The sequence below is a fragment of the Rhizobium sp. AN68 genome, from assembly GCF_030758035.1.
In the GTDB taxonomy this organism is placed as follows: domain Bacteria; phylum Pseudomonadota; class Alphaproteobacteria; order Rhizobiales; family Rhizobiaceae; genus Agrobacterium; species Agrobacterium tumefaciens.
On the sequence record NZ_JARWMI010000003.1, the window covers coordinates 51,941 to 75,357 of the forward strand.

General features: G+C 58.2%; 18 protein-coding genes, 1 tRNA gene and 2 pseudogenes. 15 read left to right on the forward strand and 6 right to left on the reverse strand.

Annotated elements, in window-relative coordinates:
• Positions 1-48: 48 nt before the first annotated feature.
• Complete coding sequence (locus tag RBH71_RS13245) at positions 49-507, reverse strand: YbaK/EbsC family protein (protein ID WP_003514334.1); 459 nt, start codon at positions 505-507, stop codon at positions 49-51.
• A gap of 480 nt (positions 508-987) precedes the next feature.
• Here RBH71_RS13245 and RBH71_RS13250 point away from each other — a divergent pair, with 480 nt between their 5' ends.
• Positions 988-1,197: a cold-shock protein gene (locus RBH71_RS13250; protein WP_003514335.1), complete on the forward strand. Its 210-nt coding sequence runs from the start codon at positions 988-990 to the stop codon at positions 1,195-1,197.
• A gap of 415 nt (positions 1,198-1,612) precedes the next feature.
• On the opposite strand, the gene RBH71_RS13255 is transcribed toward RBH71_RS13250, so the two are convergent.
• Positions 1,613-3,004, reverse strand: coding sequence for a dipeptidase (locus tag RBH71_RS13255; RefSeq protein WP_003514337.1), 1,392 nt, complete (start codon positions 3,002-3,004; stop codon positions 1,613-1,615).
• A gap of 239 nt (positions 3,005-3,243) precedes the next feature.
• A complete protein-coding gene (locus RBH71_RS13260; RefSeq protein WP_003514340.1) occupies positions 3,244-3,678 on the reverse strand; it encodes a MarR family winged helix-turn-helix transcriptional regulator in 435 nt (144 codons plus the stop codon).
• 414 nt (positions 3,679-4,092) lie between these two features.
• Here RBH71_RS13260 and polA point away from each other — a divergent pair, with 414 nt between their 5' ends.
• The 10 genes and pseudogenes from polA (at position 4,093) to RBH71_RS13310 (ending at position 15,785) form a co-directional block, all read left to right on the forward strand.
• Positions 4,093-7,080, forward strand: a complete 2,988-nt coding sequence (gene polA, locus RBH71_RS13265) for a DNA polymerase I (protein ID WP_003514342.1) — start codon at positions 4,093-4,095, stop codon at positions 7,078-7,080.
• Between the two features lie 86 nt (positions 7,081-7,166).
• Positions 7,167-7,886, forward strand: coding sequence for a DUF1868 domain-containing protein (locus RBH71_RS13270; RefSeq protein WP_003514344.1), 720 nt, complete (start codon positions 7,167-7,169; stop codon positions 7,884-7,886).
• A gap of 193 nt (positions 7,887-8,079) precedes the next feature.
• Positions 8,080-8,265, forward strand: coding sequence for a 50S ribosomal protein L32 (rpmF, locus tag RBH71_RS13275; protein WP_003514347.1), 186 nt, complete (start codon positions 8,080-8,082; stop codon positions 8,263-8,265).
• Between the two features lie 161 nt (positions 8,266-8,426).
• The gene (locus RBH71_RS13280; protein ID WP_003514349.1) at positions 8,427-10,253 is read left to right on the forward strand and encodes a sensor histidine kinase; all 1,827 of its coding nucleotides are present in this window, start codon (positions 8,427-8,429) and stop codon (positions 10,251-10,253) included.
• A pseudogene (locus RBH71_RS13285) lies at positions 10,250-11,597 on the forward strand (sigma-54-dependent transcriptional regulator). The gene RBH71_RS13280 and the pseudogene RBH71_RS13285 overlap by 4 nt, the downstream one beginning before the upstream one ends.
• Before the next feature lie 197 nt (positions 11,598-11,794).
• A complete protein-coding gene (locus RBH71_RS13290; protein WP_003514352.1) occupies positions 11,795-12,778 on the forward strand; it encodes a tripartite tricarboxylate transporter substrate-binding protein in 984 nt (327 codons plus the stop codon).
• 100 nt (positions 12,779-12,878) lie between these two features.
• Positions 12,879-13,339, forward strand: a pseudogene (locus RBH71_RS13295) (tripartite tricarboxylate transporter TctB family protein).
• Positions 13,340-13,348: 9 nt separating this feature from the next.
• The gene (locus RBH71_RS13300) at positions 13,349-14,854 is read left to right on the forward strand and encodes a tripartite tricarboxylate transporter permease (RefSeq protein WP_003514356.1); all 1,506 of its coding nucleotides are present in this window, start codon (positions 13,349-13,351) and stop codon (positions 14,852-14,854) included.
• A gap of 153 nt (positions 14,855-15,007) precedes the next feature.
• Positions 15,008-15,220 carry a SlyX family protein gene (locus RBH71_RS13305; protein ID WP_013635242.1) on the forward strand — a complete coding sequence of 71 codons (213 nt, stop codon included), beginning with the start codon at positions 15,008-15,010 and terminating at the stop codon, positions 15,218-15,220.
• A 13-nt stretch (positions 15,221-15,233) separates the two neighbouring features.
• Complete coding sequence (locus RBH71_RS13310) at positions 15,234-15,785, forward strand: DUF924 family protein (protein WP_003514360.1); 552 nt, start codon at positions 15,234-15,236, stop codon at positions 15,783-15,785.
• Positions 15,786-15,852: 67 nt separating this feature from the next.
• Here the strand turns inward: RBH71_RS13310 and dnaJ are convergent, their stop codons facing one another.
• The 3 genes from dnaJ to RBH71_RS13325 form a co-directional block, all read right to left on the reverse strand.
• Positions 15,853-16,986, reverse strand: coding sequence for a molecular chaperone DnaJ (gene dnaJ / locus RBH71_RS13315; protein WP_003514371.1), 1,134 nt, complete (start codon positions 16,984-16,986; stop codon positions 15,853-15,855).
• 90 nt (positions 16,987-17,076) lie between these two features.
• A complete protein-coding gene (gene dnaK, locus RBH71_RS13320; RefSeq protein WP_003514373.1) occupies positions 17,077-18,978 on the reverse strand; it encodes a molecular chaperone DnaK in 1,902 nt (633 codons plus the stop codon).
• Positions 18,979-19,265: 287 nt separating this feature from the next.
• Positions 19,266-19,355, reverse strand: a tRNA-Ser gene (locus RBH71_RS13325).
• A gap of 220 nt (positions 19,356-19,575) precedes the next feature.
• Between RBH71_RS13325 and RBH71_RS13330 the strand changes: the two genes are divergently transcribed.
• The 4 genes from RBH71_RS13330 (at position 19,576) to RBH71_RS13345 (ending at position 23,417) form a co-directional block, all read left to right on the forward strand.
• Positions 19,576-19,893 (forward strand): hypothetical protein, encoded by a 318-nt coding sequence (locus RBH71_RS13330; RefSeq protein ID WP_013635245.1) that lies wholly within the window; start codon positions 19,576-19,578, stop codon positions 19,891-19,893.
• Positions 19,894-19,970: 77 nt separating this feature from the next.
• Positions 19,971-20,621, forward strand: coding sequence for a peptide-methionine (S)-S-oxide reductase MsrA (gene msrA, locus RBH71_RS13335; RefSeq protein ID WP_003514391.1), 651 nt, complete (start codon positions 19,971-19,973; stop codon positions 20,619-20,621).
• 214 nt (positions 20,622-20,835) lie between these two features.
• Positions 20,836-21,828 carry a BMP family lipoprotein gene (locus tag RBH71_RS13340; protein WP_003514392.1) on the forward strand — a complete coding sequence of 331 codons (993 nt, stop codon included), beginning with the start codon at positions 20,836-20,838 and terminating at the stop codon, positions 21,826-21,828.
• 83 nt (positions 21,829-21,911) lie between these two features.
• Entirely contained in the window at positions 21,912-23,417 is a 1,506-nt protein-coding gene (locus RBH71_RS13345) for an ABC transporter ATP-binding protein (RefSeq protein WP_003514394.1), read from the forward strand.

Here is a 23,417-nt window from a genome sequence, read left to right on the forward strand (position 1 = left end):
ATGCGGCAATTTAAGGCGGGGTTAAGTCCTCGCCGGATCAAATCGGCGTCATTGGCAGACGTCGACCCATTCCGCTCCCGTCAGTCGCGCCATCATGTCAGGCGAAATCCTCACCGCCGCATTGGTGGCACCCGCTGCCGGAACCACCTCGGGATAGTTTTTCAGGGATATGTCGCAAAACACCGGAAGGGGAGAAGGCAATCCGAAAGGACACACGCCGCCGACGGGATGGCTGGTAACCGCAACGACTTCTTCCACTCCCAGCATGCGCGGCTTGGCGCCGAAATGATCGCGAAATTTACGATTGTCGAGCCGTTTCGTGCCGGCGGCAACGACGAGAAGAATTGTGTCGCCCGCCTTCAGGCAGATCGTTTTGGCAATCTGGTCGGGATCGACGCCGTGCGCTTCGGCAGCCAAAGCGACTGTCGCCGAACTCGTTTCCGTTTCGATAACGGTCACTTCGGGGGAATTTTCGGTGAAAAACGCTCTGACGGATTCGATGGTCATGCGTATTTATTAGGCGGTATGCCAAGAGGCTTCAAGGTGTCGCGAAATAGCTATGCATTTTATGCAATGCTGCGCTGCGATGAAACGTCTGTTTTTTGAGCGGAGATCCTGTATCTTCAAATCATCGAAGCGACGCACTCCTCCTCCCAGCGTCGCCCGATTGGACTGACAATACTCCTCCTCCCAATTGTCAGTCAGTTTCAAGAACCCGGCGCACCTCCTCCCGCGCCGGGTTTTTGCTGTTTAAGGCCTTGTTTCCCGCGACTTTCATTTGCCGACGCTTCACAAAAATCGCCGGGCTTTTTCAAAGAAACTTGACTTTCAGGCCCTTCCAACCTAGGTGTTCGCGCATCGATATTTGTTTGACGACCAGAGCTTCGGCGCCTTTTCTAGGTGCACACGACGATCTTTCCTTCAAATTCGACCCAAGACCGCACTGCGCGCAGTGCAAATACAATTTGCCAACGGAAGGAAATCGTTATGGCGACTGGTACAGTAAAGTGGTTCAACGCAACCAAGGGCTACGGCTTCATTCAGCCTGACGACGGTTCGCAGGACGTATTCGTGCACATCTCCGCCGTTGAGCGCGCTGGTATGACCTCCCTCAACGACGGTCAGAAGCTCTCCTACGAGCTGACTCAGGACCGCCGCTCGGGCAAGATGTCTGCAGGCGAGCTCGTCGCTTCCTGATAAGCGGCTTGGCCTGAACGGGTCATTCGTATGAATATGAAAGGCCGGATTTTTCCGGCCTTTTTCTTTTGGAAGATGCACCGGGTCCGGCCGCTCTTGAAAAAGCTGGAGTGCATACCAATATAGGGTTCAACAGTGCTCCGCACGGAATTGTCAGGCTGGTGCTTTTAAAGTGCCGCTGTTGTTGCGTTAACCAAAGATTAACCAAAGCAGCCGATCCTGATCGTGAAAAGCAGCGTCGGCTTTGTTGGCGCGCTCTGGAGCATCGGACCGTTTGAACGCTTTGACCACGGATGTACTGGCACTGACGAAAAACGGATGGAAAGGTCGGGCTTGCCCGGCCTTTTTGTTTTGAACCACCAAAATATAAGAGAACGGGGAGGCATCGGGTAACCGGCGCCTCCTTTCTTTTTGACTACTTCGCGGCCAGGGCGTCGAGAATGCGGATCCAGGAGCGGATGCCCTTGTGGAACGACTGCAGGTCATATTTTTCATTCGGCGAATGAATGCGGTCATCGGTAAGGCCGAAACCGACGAGCAGCGAATCCATGCCCAGCATCTTCTGGAAATCGCCGACGATGGGGATCGAGCCCCCCATGCCGATCACGACGGCAGGTTTGGGCCACTCTTCCGAAAGCGCGTTTTTCGCCTTCGTCAGCACTGGCGAATCATAGGAAAGCTGGATAGCCGGCGATGCACCATGCTCGTGAAATTCCACCGAGCAATCGGCTGGAATTTTGGAGCGGACATAGTTCCGGAAGCTCTCGCGAACCGCTTTCGGGTCTTGCTCTCCGACGAGACGGAAGGACACTTTAGCAGAGGCCTTTGCGGCGATAACCGTCTTGAAGCCGTCGCCGGTATAGCCGCCGATGATGCCGTTGACTTCCGCCGTTGGCCGCGCCCAGGTCTGCTCCAGCACGGAGCGGCCCTTTTCGCCCGATGGAATCGAGAGGCCGACTTCGCCGAGGAAGGCTTCGGCGGTGCGGCCCAACGTTTCCCAGGAAGCCTTGATGTTGGCGGGGGTTTCTTCCACGCCGTCATAGAAGCCGGCAAGTGTCACGCGGCCGGTCTCGTCATGCAGGCCGGCGAGAATATCGGTCAGGATGTGAATGGGATTTGCGGCCGCACCACCGAAAAGACCCGAATGCAGGTCGCGGTCGGCCGCCGTGATTGTGATTTCCTCGCCGACCAGGCCGCGAAGGGCGGCGGCGATGGCGGGCGTATCGCGGTCCCACATGCTGGTATCGCATACCAGTGCATAATCGGCTTTCAGCTCATCGGCATTGGCGTCGAGGAACGGCTTCAGCGAGGGCGAACCGGATTCTTCCTCGCCCTCGAAAAGAATGGTGACGCGCACTGGCAGACTGCCATTGACTGCCTTATAGGCCCGGCAGGCTTCCACAAAGGTCATCAGCTGACCCTTGTCATCAGCCGTTCCACGCCCGGTGATCACCTGCCGGCCGCCGCCGATATCTTTCACGGCCGGTTCGAACGGATCGTTTTCCCAAAGATTGAGCGGATCGACCGGCTGCACGTCGTAATGGCCGTAGAAAAGCACATGCGGCGCGTCTTTTGTCGCGGCGTCATGATGCGCCACCACCATTGGATGACCGGCCGTATCGCGAACGGAAGCCGCAAAGCCCAGTGATTCAAGCGTTCTGACCAGCCATTCTGCCGCCTTCCGGCACTCCGCCTTGTAGGCGGGGTCCGTGGAAATGGACGGGATGCGCACCAGTTCGAACAATCGCTCGAGGCTGGAGGTAAGGTTGTCGTCGGCCGTGGAAAGAATGGGGGAAACGTCTGTCATCGCTGATCCTGTCATGTCTGTCGCAACCCGGCGATGGACGAAACATCCTGGTATCGCGCATCGCGTGGGAACAAGGGGCTGACGTGTCGTTGAATCGGCAAGCGCGCAGCCGCCGGAACGATAGAGCAGTTCATGAAAAGTGCGAAGTGGTTTTCCGCCTAAACTGCGCGGAAACAAAACCTTGGAGGCTGCAGGCGATAGAAGGCCAGGAGCAAAGAAAGCGTTTCGAGTTGTAAATCCTATTTCGCTTTTTTGGCGCGGTCGATCGCCCGGCGCATATATTCCAGCAGAAGCTGCTTTTCGAAACGGCGGAAATCCGCCAGCAGCGTATCTTCCGTGGCTTCGGAAGCGGCAATGGCGTTCGCCTCGAGATCCCTGCCGCGCTGGGTAAGTTCGATGATCTGCGCGCGGCGGTCGCTTGGGTGGGATTTGCGCACGATCAGCCCGTCGCGCTCCATGCGGGACAGCGTATTGGCAAGCGTCGCCTGCTCCACGTCGATTCTATCCAGCAATTGCCGTTGCGTCAGTCCCTCCTCATGCCACAGTTCGATGAGGATGGGGAATTGTCCAGGAGAAAACCCCAGCGCGGCAGCTCTCTTCTGGAGCGCCATGGTGAATTCCCTCGCCATTTTTGCGGCGAGATAGATCGCCGATTCGTCCCGGGAAAAACCCATTCATCAATCCGTCTGGCATCTGGTCGGCGCAATCGCGCGATTTCGATAGTGGGATATATATCGCACGGTATGTTTATGCCAGTCAGAAACCCGGCACAAATAAAAACCGCCATGGCCGGGAGGGGACGGCCATGGCGGTCATATAAGAGGACAAAGGCCCGGAGAGGGGGGAAAGGCCTTTGTCCGGTCTGATGCGGCGGGGGACGAGCCTACAATCAGACTACGGCGTGATCAGGCGCCGTCCCCTAAGAAATGTGTGTGCAAATGCGGCTTTTCAAGGGAAAATCTATTACAAATTCGTAAGGTTCACGCGAATTTTGCCGGTGCCTCCAGCGGCTTAGCCCCGTGCGCTTTGCGGTGCGTTGTTTGAACTTTCTGTGGACGTCAAAACGGCCCCGCGCTATCCATATCGCCATGAAAAAAGGCGATCATCTCTTCCTCGTTGACGGCTCCGGTTTCATTTTCCGGGCGTTCCATGCCATTCCCCCGCTGAACCGCAAGTCGGATGGGCTGCCGGTCAACGCCGTTTCCGGCTTCTGCAACATGTTGTGGAAGCTCCTGAAGGATGCGCGCAATACCGATGTCGGCGTCACGCCCACGCATTTTGCCGTGATTTTCGACTATTCGTCGAAAACCTTCCGCAACGAGCTGTACGATCTATACAAGGCCAACCGCACCGCACCGCCGGAAGATCTGGTGCCGCAGTTTGGCCTGATCCGCGAGGCGACACGGGCCTTCAACCTTCCCTGCATCGAGACGGAAGGCTTCGAGGCGGATGACATCATCGCCACTTACGCCCGTCAGGCGGAGGCGATTGGCGCCGATGTCACCATCATTTCTTCCGACAAGGATCTGATGCAGCTCGTCACGGCCAATGTGCATATGTACGACGCCATGAAGGACAAGCAGATCGGCGTTCCCGATGTCGTCGAAAAATGGGGTGTAGCCCCGGAAAAGATGATCGACCTTCAGGCGATGACCGGCGATTCCACCGATAATGTTCCGGGTATTCCTGGTATCGGGCCGAAAACGGCCGCGCAATTGCTGGAAGAATACGGCGATCTCGACACGCTGCTGGCGCGGGCAGGAGAAATCAAGCAGCAGAAACGCCGCGAAAACATCATCGCCAATGCCGATCTTGCCCGCCTTTCCAGACAGCTCGTGGCGCTCAGAACCGATGTGCCGCTGGAGCAGTCTCTGGAAGAACTGGTGCTCGAACCGCAGAACGGCCCGAAACTCATCGCTTTCCTGAAGGCGATGGAGTTCACGACGCTGACGCGCCGGGTAGCTGAAGCCACCGATAGCGATGCCTCTGCCATCGAAGCCGCCAATGTGCCGGTGCAATGGGGCGCTGATGCCCATGGACCAGACCTCGACGCCGCGCCTGCAGTTGCCGCAGCTGATGACAAGACCGCTGCGCCGGCGTCAACCACCGCTTCGGCACGGAAGGTGACAGGGGAGGGTAGCGCGCCCACCGATCTCGCCACGGCACGGCAGACGGTTTTCTCCGCCGCCAAGATCGACACGACCGCCTATACGACGATCAGGGATCTGGCGGAGCTGGATCGTTGGGTTGCCGCTGCCCGCGAAACAGGTGTCGTCGCCTTCGACACGGAAACGACCTCGCTCGACCCCATGCAGGCGGAACTCGTCGGTTTTTCGCTGGCGATTGCCGATAACGGCAAGGATGCCTCAGGCACCGATATCCGCGCTGCCTATGTGCCATTGACGCACAAGACCGGCTCCGGTGGCGATCTTTTCAGCGATGGCATCAGGCTTGCTGAAGGACAGGTGCCGTTTGCCGAGGCGCTGGCACGTTTAAAGGATCTTCTTGAGGACGAAGCCGTTCTGAAAATCGCGCAGAACCTCAAATATGACTACCTGCTGATGAAGCGCCACGGCGTCGTCATGCAGAGTTTCGACGATACCATGCTGATTTCCTACGTTCTTGAGGCGGGAAAAACCACGCATGGCATGGATACGCTTTCCGAACGCTGGCTCGGCCACACGCCGATCGCCTACAAGGACGTGGCGGGATCGGGCAAGTCGAGCATCACCTTCGATTTCGTCGATATTGACAAGGCGACCGCTTACGCCGCGGAAGACGCGGATGTCACCCTGCGGCTGTGGATGGTGCTGAAGCCCAGGCTTGCCGCAGAGCGGCTGACCAGTGTGTATGAGCGGCTGGAGCGCCCTCTGGTGCCTGTACTGGCGCATATGGAGGAGCGTGGCATCACCGTGGACCGACAGATCCTGTCGCGTCTCTCCGGTGAACTCGCCCAGAAGGCGGCTGCTTTCGAAGAGGAAGTCTACCAACTGGCAGGCGAGCGTTTCAACATCGGATCGCCAAAGCAGCTCGGCGATATCCTGTTCGGCAGGATGGGCCTGCCTGGCGGCTCCAAGACCAAGACGGGCCAATGGTCCACATCGGCGCAGGTTCTCGAAGATCTGGCGGCAGAAGGGGCTGAGTTGCCGCGCAAGATTGTAGACTGGCGGCAGCTGACCAAGCTGAAATCGACCTATACGGATGCGCTTCCCGGATATGTCCATCCGCAGACGAAACGGGTGCACACGTCCTACGCGCTGGCCTCCACCACCACGGGGCGCCTGTCGTCCTCGGAGCCGAACCTTCAGAACATTCCGGTGCGCACGGCGGAAGGTCGCAAGATCCGCACGGCCTTCATCTCCACCCCCGGACACAAGCTTCTTTCCGCCGATTACAGCCAGATCGAGCTACGTGTGCTTGCCCATGTCGCCGACATTCCGCAGCTTCGCAGCGCATTCGAAAACGGCATCGACATTCATGCGATGACCGCATCGGAAATGTTCGGGGTGCCGGTGGAAGGCATGCCGTCTGAAGTGCGCCGACGTGCCAAGGCCATCAACTTCGGCATCATCTACGGTATTTCCGCTTTCGGCCTTGCCAACCAGCTCAGCATCGCGCGCTCCGAAGCGGGCGAATATATCAAGAAATATTTCGAGCGTTTTCCTGGCATTCGCGATTACATGGAAGCGACCAAGGCTTTCGCCCGCGAGAACGGCTATGTCGAGACGATTTTCGGCCGCCGCGCGCATTATCCGGAAATCCGCTCCTCCAACCCTTCCATGAAGGCCTTCAACGAGCGTGCAGCCATCAACGCACCTATCCAGGGGTCTGCAGCCGATATCATTCGTCGTGCGATGGTCCGTATCGAGCCGGTGCTGGAGGCGGAAAAGCTTTCTGCCCGCATGCTGCTGCAGGTACATGACGAACTCATCTTCGAAGTCGAGGAAGGGGAAATCGAAAAGACCCTGCCCATCGTCGTCTCGGTGATGGAAAATGCAGCCATGCCGGCTATTTCCATGAGGGTTCCGCTCAAGGTGGATGCCCGCGCGGCCGACAACTGGGACGAGGCGCATTGACGGGAATTGACCGGCCATTGACCGATAGCTGTCATTGGTTTGTTGCGTGCGCAGATTAGGGGAAACATCTCAAAAGGAGTTCCCCCATGCACGCCCCGCTCGTTTCAAAAGATCTGGAATCTTTTTCCGCTGCCAGCCACGATCAGCCGCCGCGCCATCTGGGTCGCCGCTATAATACGGATGGTGAATTCCTGCTCGAGCCGGGCAATACCGTGGTCTGCCATCTCGTTGAAGGGTCGAAAACCGAAAGCGCAATCATCGGGACACGCCAGCGTTTTCTGGATATGCCCGAGGCATCGCAGCTGGCCTTCACGCCGGTTTCCAGCCTGCATATGACGGTATTTCAGGGCATTATCGAATATCGCCGTGCATTTCCCTACTGGCCGGAAGACATGCCACTCGATACTCCGATCAACACGATGACGGAGTATTATTGCGATCGTCTGGCGGATTTTCCGGGCCTGCCTGGTTTCAATATGCAGGTGACTGGTCTCAAGCCGACGGGGCTGGTGCTGAAGGGTGCCACCGCCGAAGACGACCGGATCATTGCGCTGTGGCGGGATACATTTGCCGAAGCTTTCGGTTATCGGCATCCCGATCACGACACCTATCAATTCCATATTACGCTGGCTTATGTCACGCGCTGGTTCGATCCGGAGTGCCTGCCGCGATGGCAGGCGATGCTGGATGAAGAGCTGGAAAAACTGCGTGCGGCAGCGCCGATAATCGAGATGCGCGCTCCAGCTTTCTGTGAATTCAGGGACATGAACCACTTTAGGGAACTTGTGGTTTTTGATAGGAAGTGAAGCATGATTTGCAAAGGCCTGCCGCCCGCCCGTCGCAGCAAACCGGCTTAATCGGAAAAAATGCGCGTCAGGGCTGGTCAAAGCCCGTTTGGGCATGTATAAGCGCGCCAAATTTCCGATATCGAGACACCCGACATTCGGCCTTTGGTTATGGCCGGTTACGTTGTTTCGCCGCTAAAGTGGAGTAACAAAAATGGCTGTACCAAAAAGAAAAACAAGCCCGTCCAAGCGCGGCATGCGCCGCTCGGCTGACGGTCTCAAGGCTTCGACCTACGTTGAAGACAAGAACTCCGGCGAACTGCGCCGTCCGCACCATATCGATCTGAAGACCGGTATGTATCGCGGTCGTCAGGTTCTGACGCCGAAGGAAAGCGCATAAGCTTTCTGAAATAATCTTTACGGAAAACCGGCCCTCGTGGCCGGTTTTTTGTTTTTGGGCCGTTTAGCTGCTTTTTTCGGTTACTTGGAAAATCCGATCACTCCTCCTACACTCTGTTCGGGAGAGCAGGTCTGGTGCCTGCAACGGGGAGGGGCGCTTCGGTGAAATATCGCTGGATTTTATTGACGCTGCTCAGCCTCGGCCTCGGTTACGGCGCCGTGACCAAGGGCAGCGGCATCATTGCGGAAAGCTATTTCGGCGAAGTCTCCGATCAGGGCCGCACCACCCTCAGGCTGGCCGTCTCGGCTCTTGGCGGGCTTTTGAGCCGTTTCGAGCCGCTGCCCGCCCTGATCGCCGATCACGACGACATTGAGGAGCTTGTCGCGCATCCGCAGGATGAGGCGATGCGCCAGCGCGCCAATATCTATCTCAAATCCATCAATACATTGCTGGAATCCTCCGACATCTACATCATCACGCTGGACGGAGTGACCATCGCCGCCAGTAACTATGATGGACCCACGAGCTTCGTCGGTGAGAATTTCAGCTACCGTCCCTATTTTCAGGATGCCGCCAAGGGCTTCCCGTCGCGTTTCTTTGCGCTAGGCACCACCTCCCACAAGCGCGGTTATTATTTTTCCGCGCCTATTCTCTTCAACGAGGAGATAAAGGGCGTCATCGTCTTCAAGGTCGATATTGAAGGCATAGAGGCGTCGTTCGGCGATGGTGAAAACCGCATTCTCGTATCGGACCCGGAAGGCATCATCTTCATGACCGGAACGCCGCAGTGGCTTTATTCCGGCCTGATGCCGCTGACACCGGAAAGGCTTGCGCGCACGGCGGCATCCCGCCGTTACGCCAATGCCGACCTGAAGGAACTGCCGCTGAAAAACGGCAATTTCGGCTCTCATCAGTTGATGACGATCAGCCAGAACGACGGTGACCGGGAATATCTCGTCCTGTCGCAGCCGATGCCCGACGCGGGCTGGACGGTCAGCGTGCTGATGGATACCGGCTCACTCAGGACGCAGGTCAAGACGGCGATGATCGCGATCATCCTCTGCCTGTGTCTTGCCGCTGCCGTGGTCGCCGCCATGCTGCAAAGACGGCGGCGCCTGCGTGAACGCCTGACCCACCAGGCCGAAGCTCAGGCGGAGCTGGAGCGGCGTGTGGAGGAGCGCACAGCCGATCTGGCGCGGGTGAACCGTGAAATCGAACACGAAATCGCCGAGCGCCGCCAGACGGAGAAACAATTGCGCAAGATGCAGAATGACCTGGTTCAGGCGGGCAAGCTTGCAGCGCTCGGGCAAATGTCGGCAGCACTTTCGCACGAGTTCAACCAGCCGCTCGCAGCCGCCAAGAATTATGCGGAAAACGCCTCTCTTCTCGTGGAACGTGGACGTCTGGAAGAGGTGACGGAAAACCTCAGGCGTATTTCGGGCCTTATCGATCGCATGGCTTCTATCAGCAGGCATCTGAGAAATTTTGCCCGCAAACCCAATGAGAAAATGGCTGCGGTCGCGCTCGATGCTGTCCTTCGCGATACGCTGGAAATTGTTGGAGCACGGCTGAAGGTCGCCAATGCGGTGTTGGATGTTGATCTTGGTCCGGTGCCGCTTGCGGTGAAGGCCGGGCCGGTGCGGCTGCAGCAGGTGCTGGTCAACATCATCTCCAATGCCGCCGATGCGGTGGAAGGGCGCGAGGATCGTCGCATCGCTTTGAAAGCCGTGCTGCACGGTCAGACGGTTTCGATTTTCATTCGTGACCGAGGTCCGGGCGTTCCTCCGGCGATTTCGGAGCGCATCTTCGATCCCTTCTTCACCACCAAGGGCGTGGGGCGTGGCCTCGGTCTCGGCCTTTCCATCACCTACAACATCATCAAGGATTTTGGCGGCCAGCTGCGTGTCAGAAACCATGAAGACGGCGGCGCGGAATTCGAGATCGAATTACCGGCAGCAGCCTATCGTGTGGAGGTGGCGGCGGAATGACCATGTCGCGGGTTCTGTTGATTGATGACGAGGAGGAACTGCGCTTTTCCACCGCGCAGGCGCTGGAACTTTCCGGTTTTGCGGTCACCATGCTGGCAAGCGCCGAACATGCGCTTGAGCTCATCGGCTACAGCTTCGATGGCGTCGTGGTCAGCGATATCAGGATGCCCGGCATGGATGGCATGACGCTGCTGCAGAAGGTGCGGGAGCTCGACCCGGAAATACCTGTCATCCTGATGACGGGCCATGGCGATGTGCAGCTTGCCGTCAATGCCATGCGCAACGGTGCTTATGACTTCATCGAAAAGCCCTTCACCCCGCAATATCTCGCCGGCATCATAAAAAGAGCCAACGACCGGCGGGCACTGGTGCTGGAAAACCGCCGCCTGAAGGCGGTGGCGGGCAAGCATGACGATCTCGAAACGCGTCTGCCCGGCAGAACCCAGGTCATGGTCGATCTGCGCTACCGCATTCGCGCCATTGGTGCGACCGATGCCGATACGCTCATTGTCGGCGATACCGGTGCGGGCAAGGAAGTGGTGGCGCGCGCACTTCACGACATCAGCGCCAGAGCCAACCGGCCCTTTGTCGCCATCAATTGTGCCGCCCTTCCGCAAACGCTGATCGAAAGCGAGCTGTTCGGCCACGAGGCTGGCGCTTTTCCCGGCGCGCTGCGCCCGCGCTACGGCAAGTTCGAGCATGCCCGCGGCGGCACGATATTGCTGGACGAGATCGGCTCCATGCCCTTTGAATTGCAGGGCCGGTTCCTGCGCGTGTTGCAGGAACGGGTGATCACCCGTCTCGGCTCCAATGAAACAGTCGAGCTCGACGTCCGCTTCATCGCCACCAGCAAGGTCGATCTGGAGCAGGAAGTCGCGGCAGGGCGGTTCCGTGCCGATCTTCTCTACCGCCTGAACGTGGCGACGATTCTCGTGCCGTCCCTCTCGCAGCGCAGTGCCGACATACCGCTGCTTTTCCTGCATCTGGTGCGGGGAGGCTGCTGCCCGTTACGGTCGGGAAGATATGGACGTTCCGCAGCATCTGCTCTCAGTCATTTCCCTGCGTGAGTGGCCGGGCAATGTCCGGGAATTGCGTAATGCGGCGGACCGTTTCGTTCTCGGTCTGGAAAGCGATGTCTCCGAAACCTCGCTGCCGTTTGAGGGCGATGGCAAGGCGGCGCTTGCCGCAAGGGTCGCCGCTTATGAAAAAAGCCTTATTGCGCGCGCGATCGCCGCCCACGGCGGAAATCTGAAATCCGTCTATGAGAGCCTCGGCATTTCACGCAAAACGCTTTACGAAAAAATGCAGAAATACGAGCTGCACCGGCACATGACCGAGGTGTAATGGGTGGATTTCCACCCATGGATGAGCCCGTATGGGTAGAAATCCACCCATTGCTGCCCATGATGGCGATAAAAGCGCGCCTTGCCGCAAGACCGCCGTTGCTGAACGGCAATCCCGGATCGCAAATGGCTCACCCCGGCCGCCATGGAGGAGCATGCGCGGCTGAAGTGGCGAACATTTTCATCCGGGAGGAATCGATGAAAATACTGAAGACAGTTACCGGCCTTGCTGCCGCCGCTGCCGTTTCCCTTTTTGCGCTTTCTGCATCCGCTCAGAACTACCCCGAGCGCAACATCACCATGGTCGTGCCCTTTGCCGCCGGTGGCCCGACAGATACGGTCGCGCGTCTTGTCGCTGAATCCATGTCGAAGGATCTCGACCAGCAGATCATCGTCGAAAATGTCGGCGGCGCTGGTGGCACGCTGGGCGCTGGCCGCGTGGCGGCGTCGGATCCGGACGGTTACACCGTTCTGCTGCATCACATCGGCATGGCGACGAGCGCCACGCTTTATCGCAAGCTCGCCTATGATACCCTGAACGCTTTCGAATATGTCGGTCTGGTCACGGAAGTGCCGATGACCATTCTGTCGCGCAAGACGCTCGAGACCAAGGATCTCAAGGGTCTGATCGACTACGCCAAGGCGAACAAGGACAAGGTCACCGTTGCCAATGCCGGCATCGGTGCTGCTTCGCATCTGTGCGGCATGTTGTTCATGAGCGCGATCGAGACACCGCTGGTCACTGTTCCCTACAAGGGCACAGGCCCGGCCATGACCGACCTGCTCGGCGGACAGGTCGATATCATGTGCGACCAGACCACCAACACCACCAAGCAAATCCAGGGCGGGACCGTTAAAGCCTATGCCGTAACCTCGGCCAAACGGCTCGACGTGCTGCCGGACGTACCGACAGTTGCCGAATCGGGCCTGCCGAAGCTTGAGGTGGGTATCTGGCACGGTATCTACACGCCGAAGGGTACACCGGCCGAGATCAACGAAAAGCTCTCCAAGTCGCTGCAGGTCGCGCTGAAGGACAAGAACGTGGCGGCCCGTTTTGCCGAACTCGGCACCACGCCTTCCCCGGAAGCCGATGCGACGCCCGCAGCGCTCAAGACCAAGCTTGAAAGCGAAATCGCCCGCTGGAAGCCTGTGATCGAGGGCGCCGGCCAATATGCCGACTGATGGTTGAAGCAATTGCCGGCGGCACCCTGCCGCCGGCTTCTTGCCGTCAGTTTAACGCGCGGAACGGTGTGTGGCCGGCCGCAGTGGAGGGGCATCTTTCATGAAGTCGTTTTTCATTGACCCTGCCGAGGCAGCCTGTGGGGCAATTTTCATCGGTTTTGGCGCTTTTTTCGCGTTGCAGTCTTTCGGGCTGGATATCGGAACCGCCTTCCGCATGGGGCCGGGTTATTTTCCGCTTGTTCTGGCAATCGTGCTGATCCTGCTTGGTGGGGTAATATTCATTCGCGCCACCCGCGTGCAGGGCGATGCCCTCGGTGCAATCGCCTGGCGGGGGATTTTTTCATCCTGCCTGCGCCGATCTTTTTCGGTTTCACGGTCCGGGGGCTTGGTTTCGTACCGGCGCTTTTTTTCAGCGCCCTTATCGCAGCCTTCGCCTCGCACAAGATGAGCCCGCTCATGGCCGTCATTATTTCCGCCGCCATCACGGTCTTTTCCGTTGCTGTGTTCAATTATGGTCTCGGCCTGCCATTCCAGCGCTTCGGCCCCTGGCTTAAATTTTGAGGTGCCGTAATGGAATTGCTTGATAATCTTGCTCTCGGTTTCGTCACGGCCACGTCGCTGGCAAACCTGTTCTTCTGCCTGATTGGCGTGCTGCTCGGCACGCTGATCGGCGTGCTGCCGGGCATTGGCGCAACCGCAACCATCGCCATGCTGTTGCCTATCACCTTTCAGCTTGAGCCCGTCTCATCGCTCATCATGCTCGCAGGCATCTATTACGGCGCGCAATATGGCGGCTCCACCACGGCGATCCTCATCAACATGCCGGGTGAATCCTCATCCGCCGTTACCGCCATTGACGGCTACCAGATGGCGCGCAAGGGCAAGGCGGGTGCCGCACTTGCGATTGCCGCGATCGGCTCGTTTTTCGCCGGCACGGTTTCCACCTTTCTCGTGGCAGTCTTTGCACCGCCTTTGACGGCGATTGCGCTGGAATTCGGCGCGGCGGAATATTTCTCGCTGATGGTCGTCGGCCTCGTCTCATCCATCGCGCTTGCCCATGGTTCCATCGTCAAGGCGCTGGCCATGGTCGTGCTTGGCCTGCTGCTCGGTTTGGTCGGCACGGATATCTACAGCGGCGCGCCACGCTTCACTCTCGGCATCCGTGAATATGCCGATGGGCTGAATTTCGTTGCGGTGGCGGTGGGCGTATTCGGTATCGCCGAAATCCTGCGCAATCTCGAAAACGAGCGCACGCGCTCGGTGCTGATCGCCAAGGTCAGCAGCCTGATGCCGTCGAAGGAAGACTTCAAGGCCATGGTCGGCCCGGTGCTGCGCGGTACGGTCATCGGTTCGGCACTGGGCATCCTGCCCGGCGGCGGTGCAATTCTCGCTGCCTTCGCATCCTACACCGTCGAGAAACGCGTCTCCAAGCATCCTGAGGAGTTTGGGCACGGTGCCGTCGCCGGTGTTGCCGGTCCGGAATCCGCCAATAATGCCGGTGCCCAGACCTCGTTCATCCCGCTTTTGACGCTCGGCATTCCCGCAAACCCGGTGATGGCGCTGATGATCGGTGCGATGATCATTCAGGGCATCGTGCCCGGCCCGAACGTTGCGACCGAGCAGCCGGCGCTGTTCTGGGGCATCATCGCCTCGATGTGGATTGGCAATCTGATGCTCGTCATCCTCAACCTGCCCCTGATCGGGCTTTGGGTGAAGCTGCTGACGGTGCCTTATTACGTGCTTTTCCCCATCATCATGGCCTTCTGCGCCATCGGGGTTTACAGCGTTAATTCCAACGTCTTCGATCTCTACGCCGTCGCCTTCTTCGGCTTCATTGGTTATGTGCTCGTGAAGCTGCGCTGCGAGCCGGCGCCGCTGCTGCTGGGCTTCGTGCTTGGGCCGCTGCTGGAGGAAAACCTGCGACGCGCCATGATCCTGTCACGTGGCGATCCGACGACCTTCGTCAGCCGACCGATCAGCGCTACCCTGCTGTTTATTGCTCTGGCCGTGCTGATCATTGTCTTCCTGCCCAGCGTGAAGAAAAAGCGCGAAGAGGTTTTCGTAGAAGAAGATTGAGCAGGTCTCGAAATATTCGGAACGCCGGTGATGGAAATGTCGCCGGCGTTTCTGCGTTGATGGGATCGCTGTGAGGAATCCGGTTCACCGAAGCGGCATATGGTTGACTTGAAGCTTTTTAGGGCCAAGGAAGGGCGGGAAAGAGAGGTCGATATGACGTCGGAAACCGAAAAACGGATCATTGCGCTTGAGGAAACGATCGCGCATCAGGCCAAGACTATAGAGGAACTGTCCGACCAGCTGACGGAACAGTGGAAGGTGGTGGAACAGACCCGCGCCAAGCTCGACCGGTTGACGGAAAGGTTCCTGAGCCTTGAGGAGCAGTCGCTGGACGCGCCCGCAATTACCCGGCCGCCGCATTATTGATGAGGGAGACCCCATGAAGAGCGATACAGCCGCACTTGCCGCCGAAATTGTGGATTTCTGGAAGCAGGCAGGACCGGACAAGTGGTTCGACAAGGACGCCGCCTTCGACGATCACTTTCATGACCGTTTCCGCGATGCCCATTTTGCCGCTGCAAGGCGCGAATTGGATGGCTGGCTGGACGGTGCGGAAAGCAGCCTCGCGCTGATGCTTCTGCTGGATCAGTTCCCGCGTAACTGCTTTCGCGAGACAGCGCATATGTATGCGACCGATCCGCTGGCACGCATGTTCGCCAGCGAGGCCATCCGTCGCGGCCACGATCAGGCGGTGACCGAGGATTTGCGGGTCTTTTTCTATCTGCCCTTTTCCCATTCGGAAAGCATCGAGGATCAGGAGCGTGCCTGCACGCTCAACCGGCCGCTTGGCGGGCTTTATCTCCACCATGCCGAAGAGCATCGCGATATCGTCGCGCGTTTTGGCCGCTTTCCGCATCGCAACGACATATTGCTGCGGGAAACGACGCCGGAGGAACGGCAATATCTTGATGCGGGTGGTTTTACTGGCTGATTTCAACGAAAAACGCCGCCAGTCCCGAAAGACGGCGGCGCTTTTTTTGGTGGGTAACGGCCGCAGATCAGCCGTCGAAGAATTCCTTCATCCGGGCAAAGAAGCCGGTCGATTCCGGATTATTCTCCTGGGACGAGAGTTGCTCGAACTCCTGCAACAGCTCGCGCTGGCGCTTGCTGAGCTTCTGCGGTGTCTCGATCTGGATCTGGATGTAGAGATCGCCAGTCTGCGCCGAACGCAGCACCGGCATGCCCTTGCCCTTCAGGCGGAACTGCTTGCCTGGCTGGGTGCCTTCCGGAACCGTGACGCGAGACTTCGTGCCGTCGAGCGTCGTGACATCGAAGGTGCCGCCAAGAGCGGCCGTCGTCATGGAGATCGGCACGGTGCAATAGAGATCGGCGCCGTCGCGCTGGAAGAACTCATGCGGACGCACGGACAGGAAGATGTAGAGATCACCCGCCGGGCCGCCACGCATGCCGGCTTCGCCTTCGCCCTGCAGGCGAATGCGGGTGCCATCCTCGATACCCGAGGGAATGTTGACCGAAAGCGAACGCTCTTCCGTCACGCGGCCCTGGCCGTGGCACTTGCTGCACGGATCGGAAATCGTCTGTCCGCGCCCGTGGCAGGTGGGGCAGGTGCGTTCTACCGAGAAGAAGCCCTGGGCTGCGCGCACGCGACCGGAACCCTGACAGGTGCCGCAGGTTTTGGGTTGCGTGCCGGGTTTTGCGCCGGAACCGGAACAGACATCGCAGGTTATCGAGGTTGGAACCCTGATCTGCGCCGTCTTGCCGGCAAAGGCTTCTTCCAGCGTGATTTCCATGTTGTAGCGAAGGTCGGCGCCGCGCTCGCGACCGCCGGAAGAGCGGCGTGCGCGTCCGCCGCCCATCATCTCGCCGAAGATGTCTTCGAAGATATCCGAGAAGCCGCCGTTGGCGAAACCGCCGCCGCCCATACCACCGCCGCCCATGCCGCCATTTTCAAAGGCGGCGTGGCCAAAACGGTCATAGGCCGCGCGTTTTTGCGGGTCCTTCAGCGTTTCATAGGCTTCGTTGATTTCCTTGAACTTCCGTTCGGAATCAGCATCATCCGGGTTCTTGTCCGGATGGTATTTCATCGCGAGTTTGCGGAAGGCGCTTTTCAGCTCTTTTTCGTCCGCGGTCTTGCTGACGCCGAGTGTTTCGTAAAAGTCTGCTTTCGCCATTAAGATAACAAGCCTCGCAAATGGATTTCCGGCTGCACTTCGGCAGCCGGATGTCTTGCATGTATCGACAGGAGACAGGAAGTCACGCGATTATGCGGACTTCTTGTCGTCCTTGATTTCCTCATAGTCGGCGTCGACGACGTCGTCCTTGCCGCCTTCTCCGTTAGCGCCGGCTTCAGCCTGCTGCGCTTCGTAGATGGCCTGACCGAGCTTCATGGAAACTTCCATGAGGGTCTGGGTCTTTGCCTGAATGTCGTCGGCATCCGGTTCGGAAGCCTCAACGGCCGTCTTCAGGCTGGCAATGGCGTCTTCTATGGCCTTGCGGTCGGTTTCGGAAACCTTGTCGCCATATTCCTTCACCGATTTCTCGGTGGAGTGAACGAGGCTTTCGGCTTGGTTCTTGGCTTCGACACCCGCACGACGCTTCTTGTCGGCTTCGGCATTGGCTTCAGCGTCCTTGACCATCTTCTCGATGTCGGCGTCGGAAAGACCACCGGAAGCCTGGATACGGATCTGCTGTTCCTTGCCGGTGCCCTTGTCTTTCGCCGAAACCTGCACGATGCCGTTGGCGTCGATATCGAAGGTCACTTCGATCTGCGGAACGCCGCGGGGTGCCGGCGGCAGGCCGACGAGGTCGAACTGGCCGAGCAGCTTGTTATCCTGTGCCATTTCGCGCTCGCCCTGCGAGACACGGATCGTCACGGCCGACTGGCTGTCTTCGGCGGTCGAGAAAGTCTGGCTCTTCTTCGTCGGGATCGTCGTGTTGCGATCGATCAGACGGGTGAAGACGCCACCCAGCGTTTCGATGCCGAGCGACAGCGGGGTCACGTCGAGAAGCAGAACGTCCTTGACGTCGCCCTGCAGAACGCCGGCCTGAATGGCGGCGCCCATGGCAACCACTTCATCAGGGTTCACGCCCTTGTGCGGCTCCTTGCCGAACAGCTGCTTGACGACTTCCTGTACCTTCGGCATGCGGCTCATGCCACCAACGAGAACGACTTCATCGATCTCGGCAGCGGTAACGCCGGCATCCTTGAGGGCAGCCTTGCAAGGGGCGACGGTGCGCTGCACCAGATCGTCCACCAGGCTTTCGAACTTGGCGCGGGTCAGCTTCAGCGTCAGGTGCTTCGGACCGGAAGCGTCAGCCGTGATGAACGGCAGGTTGATTTCGGTCTGCTGCGAGGACGAAAGTTCGATCTTGGCCTTTTCGGCAGCTTCCTTGAGGCGCTGCAGAGCGAGCTTGTCGTTCTTCAGGTCGATGCCCTGATCCTTCTTGAACTCGCCGGCCAGATATTCGACCAGACGCATGTCGAAGTCTTCACCGCCGAGGAAGGTGTCGCCGTTGGTGGACTTCACTTCGAAAACGCCGTCGCCGATTTCCAGAACGGAAATATCGAAGGTGCCGCCGCCAAGGTCGTAAACGGCGATGGTCTTGCCGTCCTTCTTGTCGAGGCCGTAAGCGAGGGCTGCTGCGGTCGGCTCGTTGATGATGCGCAGGACGTCCAGACCGGCAATGCGGCCGGCATCCTTGGTGGCCTGGCGCTGGGCGTCGTTGAAGTATGCCGGAACGGTGATGACGGCCTTCTCGACCTTTTCGCCGAGATAGGATTCAGCCGTTTCCTTCATCTTCTGAAGGATCATCGCGGAAATCTGCGAAGGGGAATAGTTCTTGTCCTGAGCCTTCACCCATGCGTCGCCATTGTCGCCCTTGACGATTTCAAAGGGAACGAGAGCCTTGTCCTTTTCGACGGTCGGGTCTTCATAACGGCGACCGATGAGGCGCTTGACCGCAAACAGGGTGTTGGTCGGGTTGGTGACCGCCTGGCGCTTGGCCGGCTGGCCGACAAGGCGTTCGCCATCGTCGGAAAATGCCACCATGGATGGCGTAGTGCGCGCGCCTTCCGCGTTTTCAATAACTTTCGTGTCCTTGCCGTCCATCACTGCAACGCAGGAATTGGTTGTGCCAAGGTCGATACCGATTACTTTTGCCATGCTCTTCTCTCCTTGAAGCGAGCTGTCGGAACCCCGTGAGGCATTCCATGGACAACTCCTTGACTTGGATTTGCAGTATTCGCTGCTGTTATGCGGCGTATATAAGGAGCGATTTTTCCTGCTGCAAGGCGCAAGAGAGGGTGAAGCGCTGCAAAAAAGCGGATGAAACCCCTGTCTGTGCAGAAGCATAGCCATCAAGGCTTGCAGAAGGGCAAAAACGTGACTTTGACTGCCACGGTCATGGCGATGCGGAGGCGCGTTTATAAAGTCATTGAGGTGAGGTGAAATGGCGGACAGGGTGGGATTCGAACCCACGGTACGCTTTCACGCACACACGCGTTCCAGGCGTGCGCCTTAAACCACTCGGCCACCTGTCCTTTTTTCAAATCTGCATGTTTTGAGGAATGCAAATCACTGGAACGGCGCGATATATACCGATGAATTCGCTGGGATCAACACGAATCTGACAGTTTTTTGAATTGTCGGCAATTTCCTGCCTTCCGATGCGATTGCAAACCGGTTTTCCCGCCTTTATCGATGCAATATATCTTTCAAAACATGGCTGTCGAAACGACGGGCCGCAACCGAGGTATCCTGATGAAAGCTTTTTTGCGGTTTTTGAGCTTTCTTCTTCTCATTGCAGCTGTTTTTCTTGGCGTACTCGATTCGATCCGCTCGGTTTCCACATCCTCGGTCAATATCACCGGCATCCTGTCCGTCTGGAACTATCTTCTTCCTGCCTCGCGCACCATGGTGGAAACGGCCTTGGCTCACTATATTCACCCTGAAGCGTGGCGCTTCATTGAAAATGCCCTGTCGGGACTGCCGGCATTTGCTTTTTTCCTCGCGCTATCCCTGCTTTGCTGGATGGCCGGTTACAGGAAGCGCAAAGTGATGAGGCGTTCGTCAGTCTGAATTTATCAACTGACAGCGCGCGCGCCCCGCAGATGTGAACCCTGAGAAGCGGCATAATCGGCCGCACGGAGGACCGAATGTTCCTGTTCGATACGCTTTCAAAAAAGACGACGATGCCGACCGAAGAGACGGCTTTGCCCGGCCGTGAAGAGGCGCTTGCCGTGCCCGAGACCCATTTCGTCAATGGCCGGCCCTTGAAGGGGCCTTATCCCGATGGTTTGGAAATCATCTATCTGGGTATGGGTTGCTTCTGGGGTGCGGAGCGCCTGTTCTGGCAGACGCCGGGTGTGTGGGTGACGGCGGTGGGTTATGCCGGCGGTTTTACCCGCAATCCCACCTATCAGGAGACAACGACGGGCCAGACGGGCCACGCCGAAATGGTCAAGGTCGTCTACGATCCGGCCGTCATCTCGCTGTCAGGGCTGCTCAAGATATTCTTCGAGGAGCATGATCCGACTCAAGGGATGCGGCAGGGAAACGATGTCGGCACGACCTATCGTTCCGCCATCTATGCCAATACCGAAGGCCAGTTGCAGCAGGCGCAGAAGGCGCACGACGCTTTTCAGCAGGCTTTGGACGAGGCGGGGCATGGCCGCGCCATCACAACCGAAATTGGACCGCTTGAAACATTTTATTACGCGGAAGACTATCACCAGCAATATCTTGCCAAGAATCCGGGCGGCTACTGCGGGCTCAGGGGAACCGGCGTAAGCTGCAATATCGACTAGATTTTTTGCACGTTGCCCAGGTGGAAAGACCAAAAAAACGCCAGAATAAAGTTTTTCCACCGGGTCAAAAAAACCGGATGAATTTTTCATTGAGCCATGCAAGGATATGAGCCAAGCACAGCCGGGATAACGGCTGGCGGTTCCGCAGACATTCCCGGTCAACGGGTTTGCGGGAGGACCCTTAAAATATCAATTGCAACAACAGGGCTGCACAATGAAAAAATCCCTTCTGACGCTTTTTGCGCTCGCCGCCATGTCGGCTTCCGCGCTTGCTGCCGATATCAAGCCGGCATTGGTTTATGGTACGGGCGGCAAGTTCGACAAGTCGTTCAACGAAGCCGCCGCGGCTGGCGCTGAAAAGTTCAAGGCAGAAACGGGCATCGAGTTCCGCGATTTTGAACCGACCAGCGATACGCAGGGTGAGCAGGCTATCCGCAACTTCGCCAGCAAGGGCTTTAACCCGGTTGTTGCCGTGTCCTTCGCCTGGACGTCGGCCATGGAAAAGGTTGCAGCCGAATTCCCTGACACCAAGTTCGTCATCGTCGATTCCGTCGTCGAGCTGCCGAATGTCCGCTCGGTCGTCTACAAGGAGCACGAAGGCTCTTATCTCGTCGGTCTTCTGGCAGGCATGGCCTCCAAGACCGGTAAGGTCGGCTTCATCGGCGGCATGGATATTCCGCTGATCCGTAAATTCGCCTGTGGTTATGCGCAGGGCGCCAAGGCTGCCAACGACAAGATCGAAGTCTTCCAGAACATGACCGGCACCACGGGTGCGGCTTGGAACGATCCGGTGCGCGGTGGCGAACTGACCAAGAACCAGATCGACCAGGGCGCTGACGTGATCTACGCGGCAGCTGGTGCGACCGGTATCGGCGTGTTGCAGACCGCTGCCGACAACAAGAAATTCTCGATCGGCGTCGATTCCAACCAGAACCACCTGCACCCCGGCTCGGTTCTGACCTCGATGGTCAAGCGCGTCGATCTGGCCGTCTACAACGCCTACAAGGATGCCAAGGACGACAAGTTCACCCCCGGCATCGTTGCTCTCGGCGTCAAGGAAGACGGCGTTGCCTATGCTCTCGATGACAACAACAAGGCCCTTATCACGCCGGAAATGACCGCCGCCGTGGACAAGGCGAAGGCCGACATCATTGCCGGCACCATCAAGGTTCATGACTATATGGCGGACAATTCCTGCCCGAAATGATATGATATGTGTCTGGGGCGCATGGTGATTTTTCACCTTGCGCCCTTTTCATATCCAGCCTTCGGAGAGGTTTCGGTTTGAGTATGGACCCAGCAATCGAACTCGTGGGCATCGATAAAAAATTCGGTGCCGTTCACGCCAATAAGAATATCAACCTGACCGTTGCCAAGGGTACGATCCACGGCATCATCGGGGAAAACGGTGCCGGAAAATCGACCCTGATGTCGATCCTCTACGGTTTTTACCAGGCTGATGCCGGTGAAATCCGGGTAAACGGCGCGCCGGTATCGATCCGCGACAGCCAGGCTGCGATCAGTGCTGGCATCGGCATGGTCCATCAGCATTTCATGCTGGTGGAAAATTTCACCGTGCTGGAAAACGTCATGCTGGGCGCGGAAGGCGGCGCATCGCTTGCCAAGGGCAGGGCGGCTGCGCGCAAGGAGTTGAAGCGCCTTGAAGACGACTACGGGCTGGAAGTCGATCCGGATGCGGTGATCGAGGAACTGCCGGTCGGCCTGCAACAGCGCGTCGAAATCCTGAAAGCCATGTATCGTGGCGCCGAAATCCTGATCCTCGACGAGCCGACCGGCGTTCTCACGCCTGCGGAAGCCGATCATCTTTTCAAGATCCTCGGTGTCCTGCGTGAGCAGGGCAAAACCGTCATCCTCATCACCCACAAGCTGCGCGAGATCATGGCGATCACGGATTCCGTCTCCGTCATGCGCCGCGGCGAAATGGTGGCGACCCGCAAAACCTCCGAAACCAGCGTTGAGGAACTGGCCGAACTGATGGTCGGCCGTCGCGTGCTGCTACGGGTGGAAAAAGGCGAGACGACGCCGGGCGAGGTTCTCCTTTCCATCCGTAATCTGACCGTCAAGGACAGCCGCGGTGTCACCATGGTCGACGATGTCTCGCTGGATGTCCGCGCCGGTGAAATCGTCGGCATCGCCGGTGTGGCCGGCAATGGCCAGTCTGAGCTCCTCGAAGCGATTGCAGGCATCCGCAAGCCTTACTCGGGCGAGATATGGGTGGCCGGGCAGAAGGTTGATCGGCCCGATCCGTCCATTCTGCGCGAACTCGGTCTCGCACATATTCCGGAAGACCGGCACCATATGGGGCTGGTGCTGAAATTCGAGGAATATGAAAATTCCATCCTCGGCTATCACCATGACGAGCGATACGGCAAAGGTCCTTTCCTCAACCCCGAGGCCATCCGCAAGGATGCGGTCGAAAAGATCGAGAAATACGATATCCGCCCGCCGAACCCGCAGCTGAAGACCGCCAATTTTTCCGGCGGCAACCAGCAGAAGATCGTCGTTGCCCGCGAAATCGAGCGTGACCCCAAGATGCTGATCATCGGCCAGCCGACCCGCGGTGTGGATATCGGCGCCATCGAATTCATCCATCGCCGCATCATCGAAATGCGCGATGCCGGCAAGGCGATCTTGCTGGTTTCGGTTGAACTCGATGAAATCCGTTCCCTTTCGGACCGGATCATGGTCATGTTCGCCGGGCGTGTCGTTGGAGAAAAAACGGCGGAAGCCGAAGAACAGACGCTGGGCCTGATGATGGCCGGCATCGCCGCATGA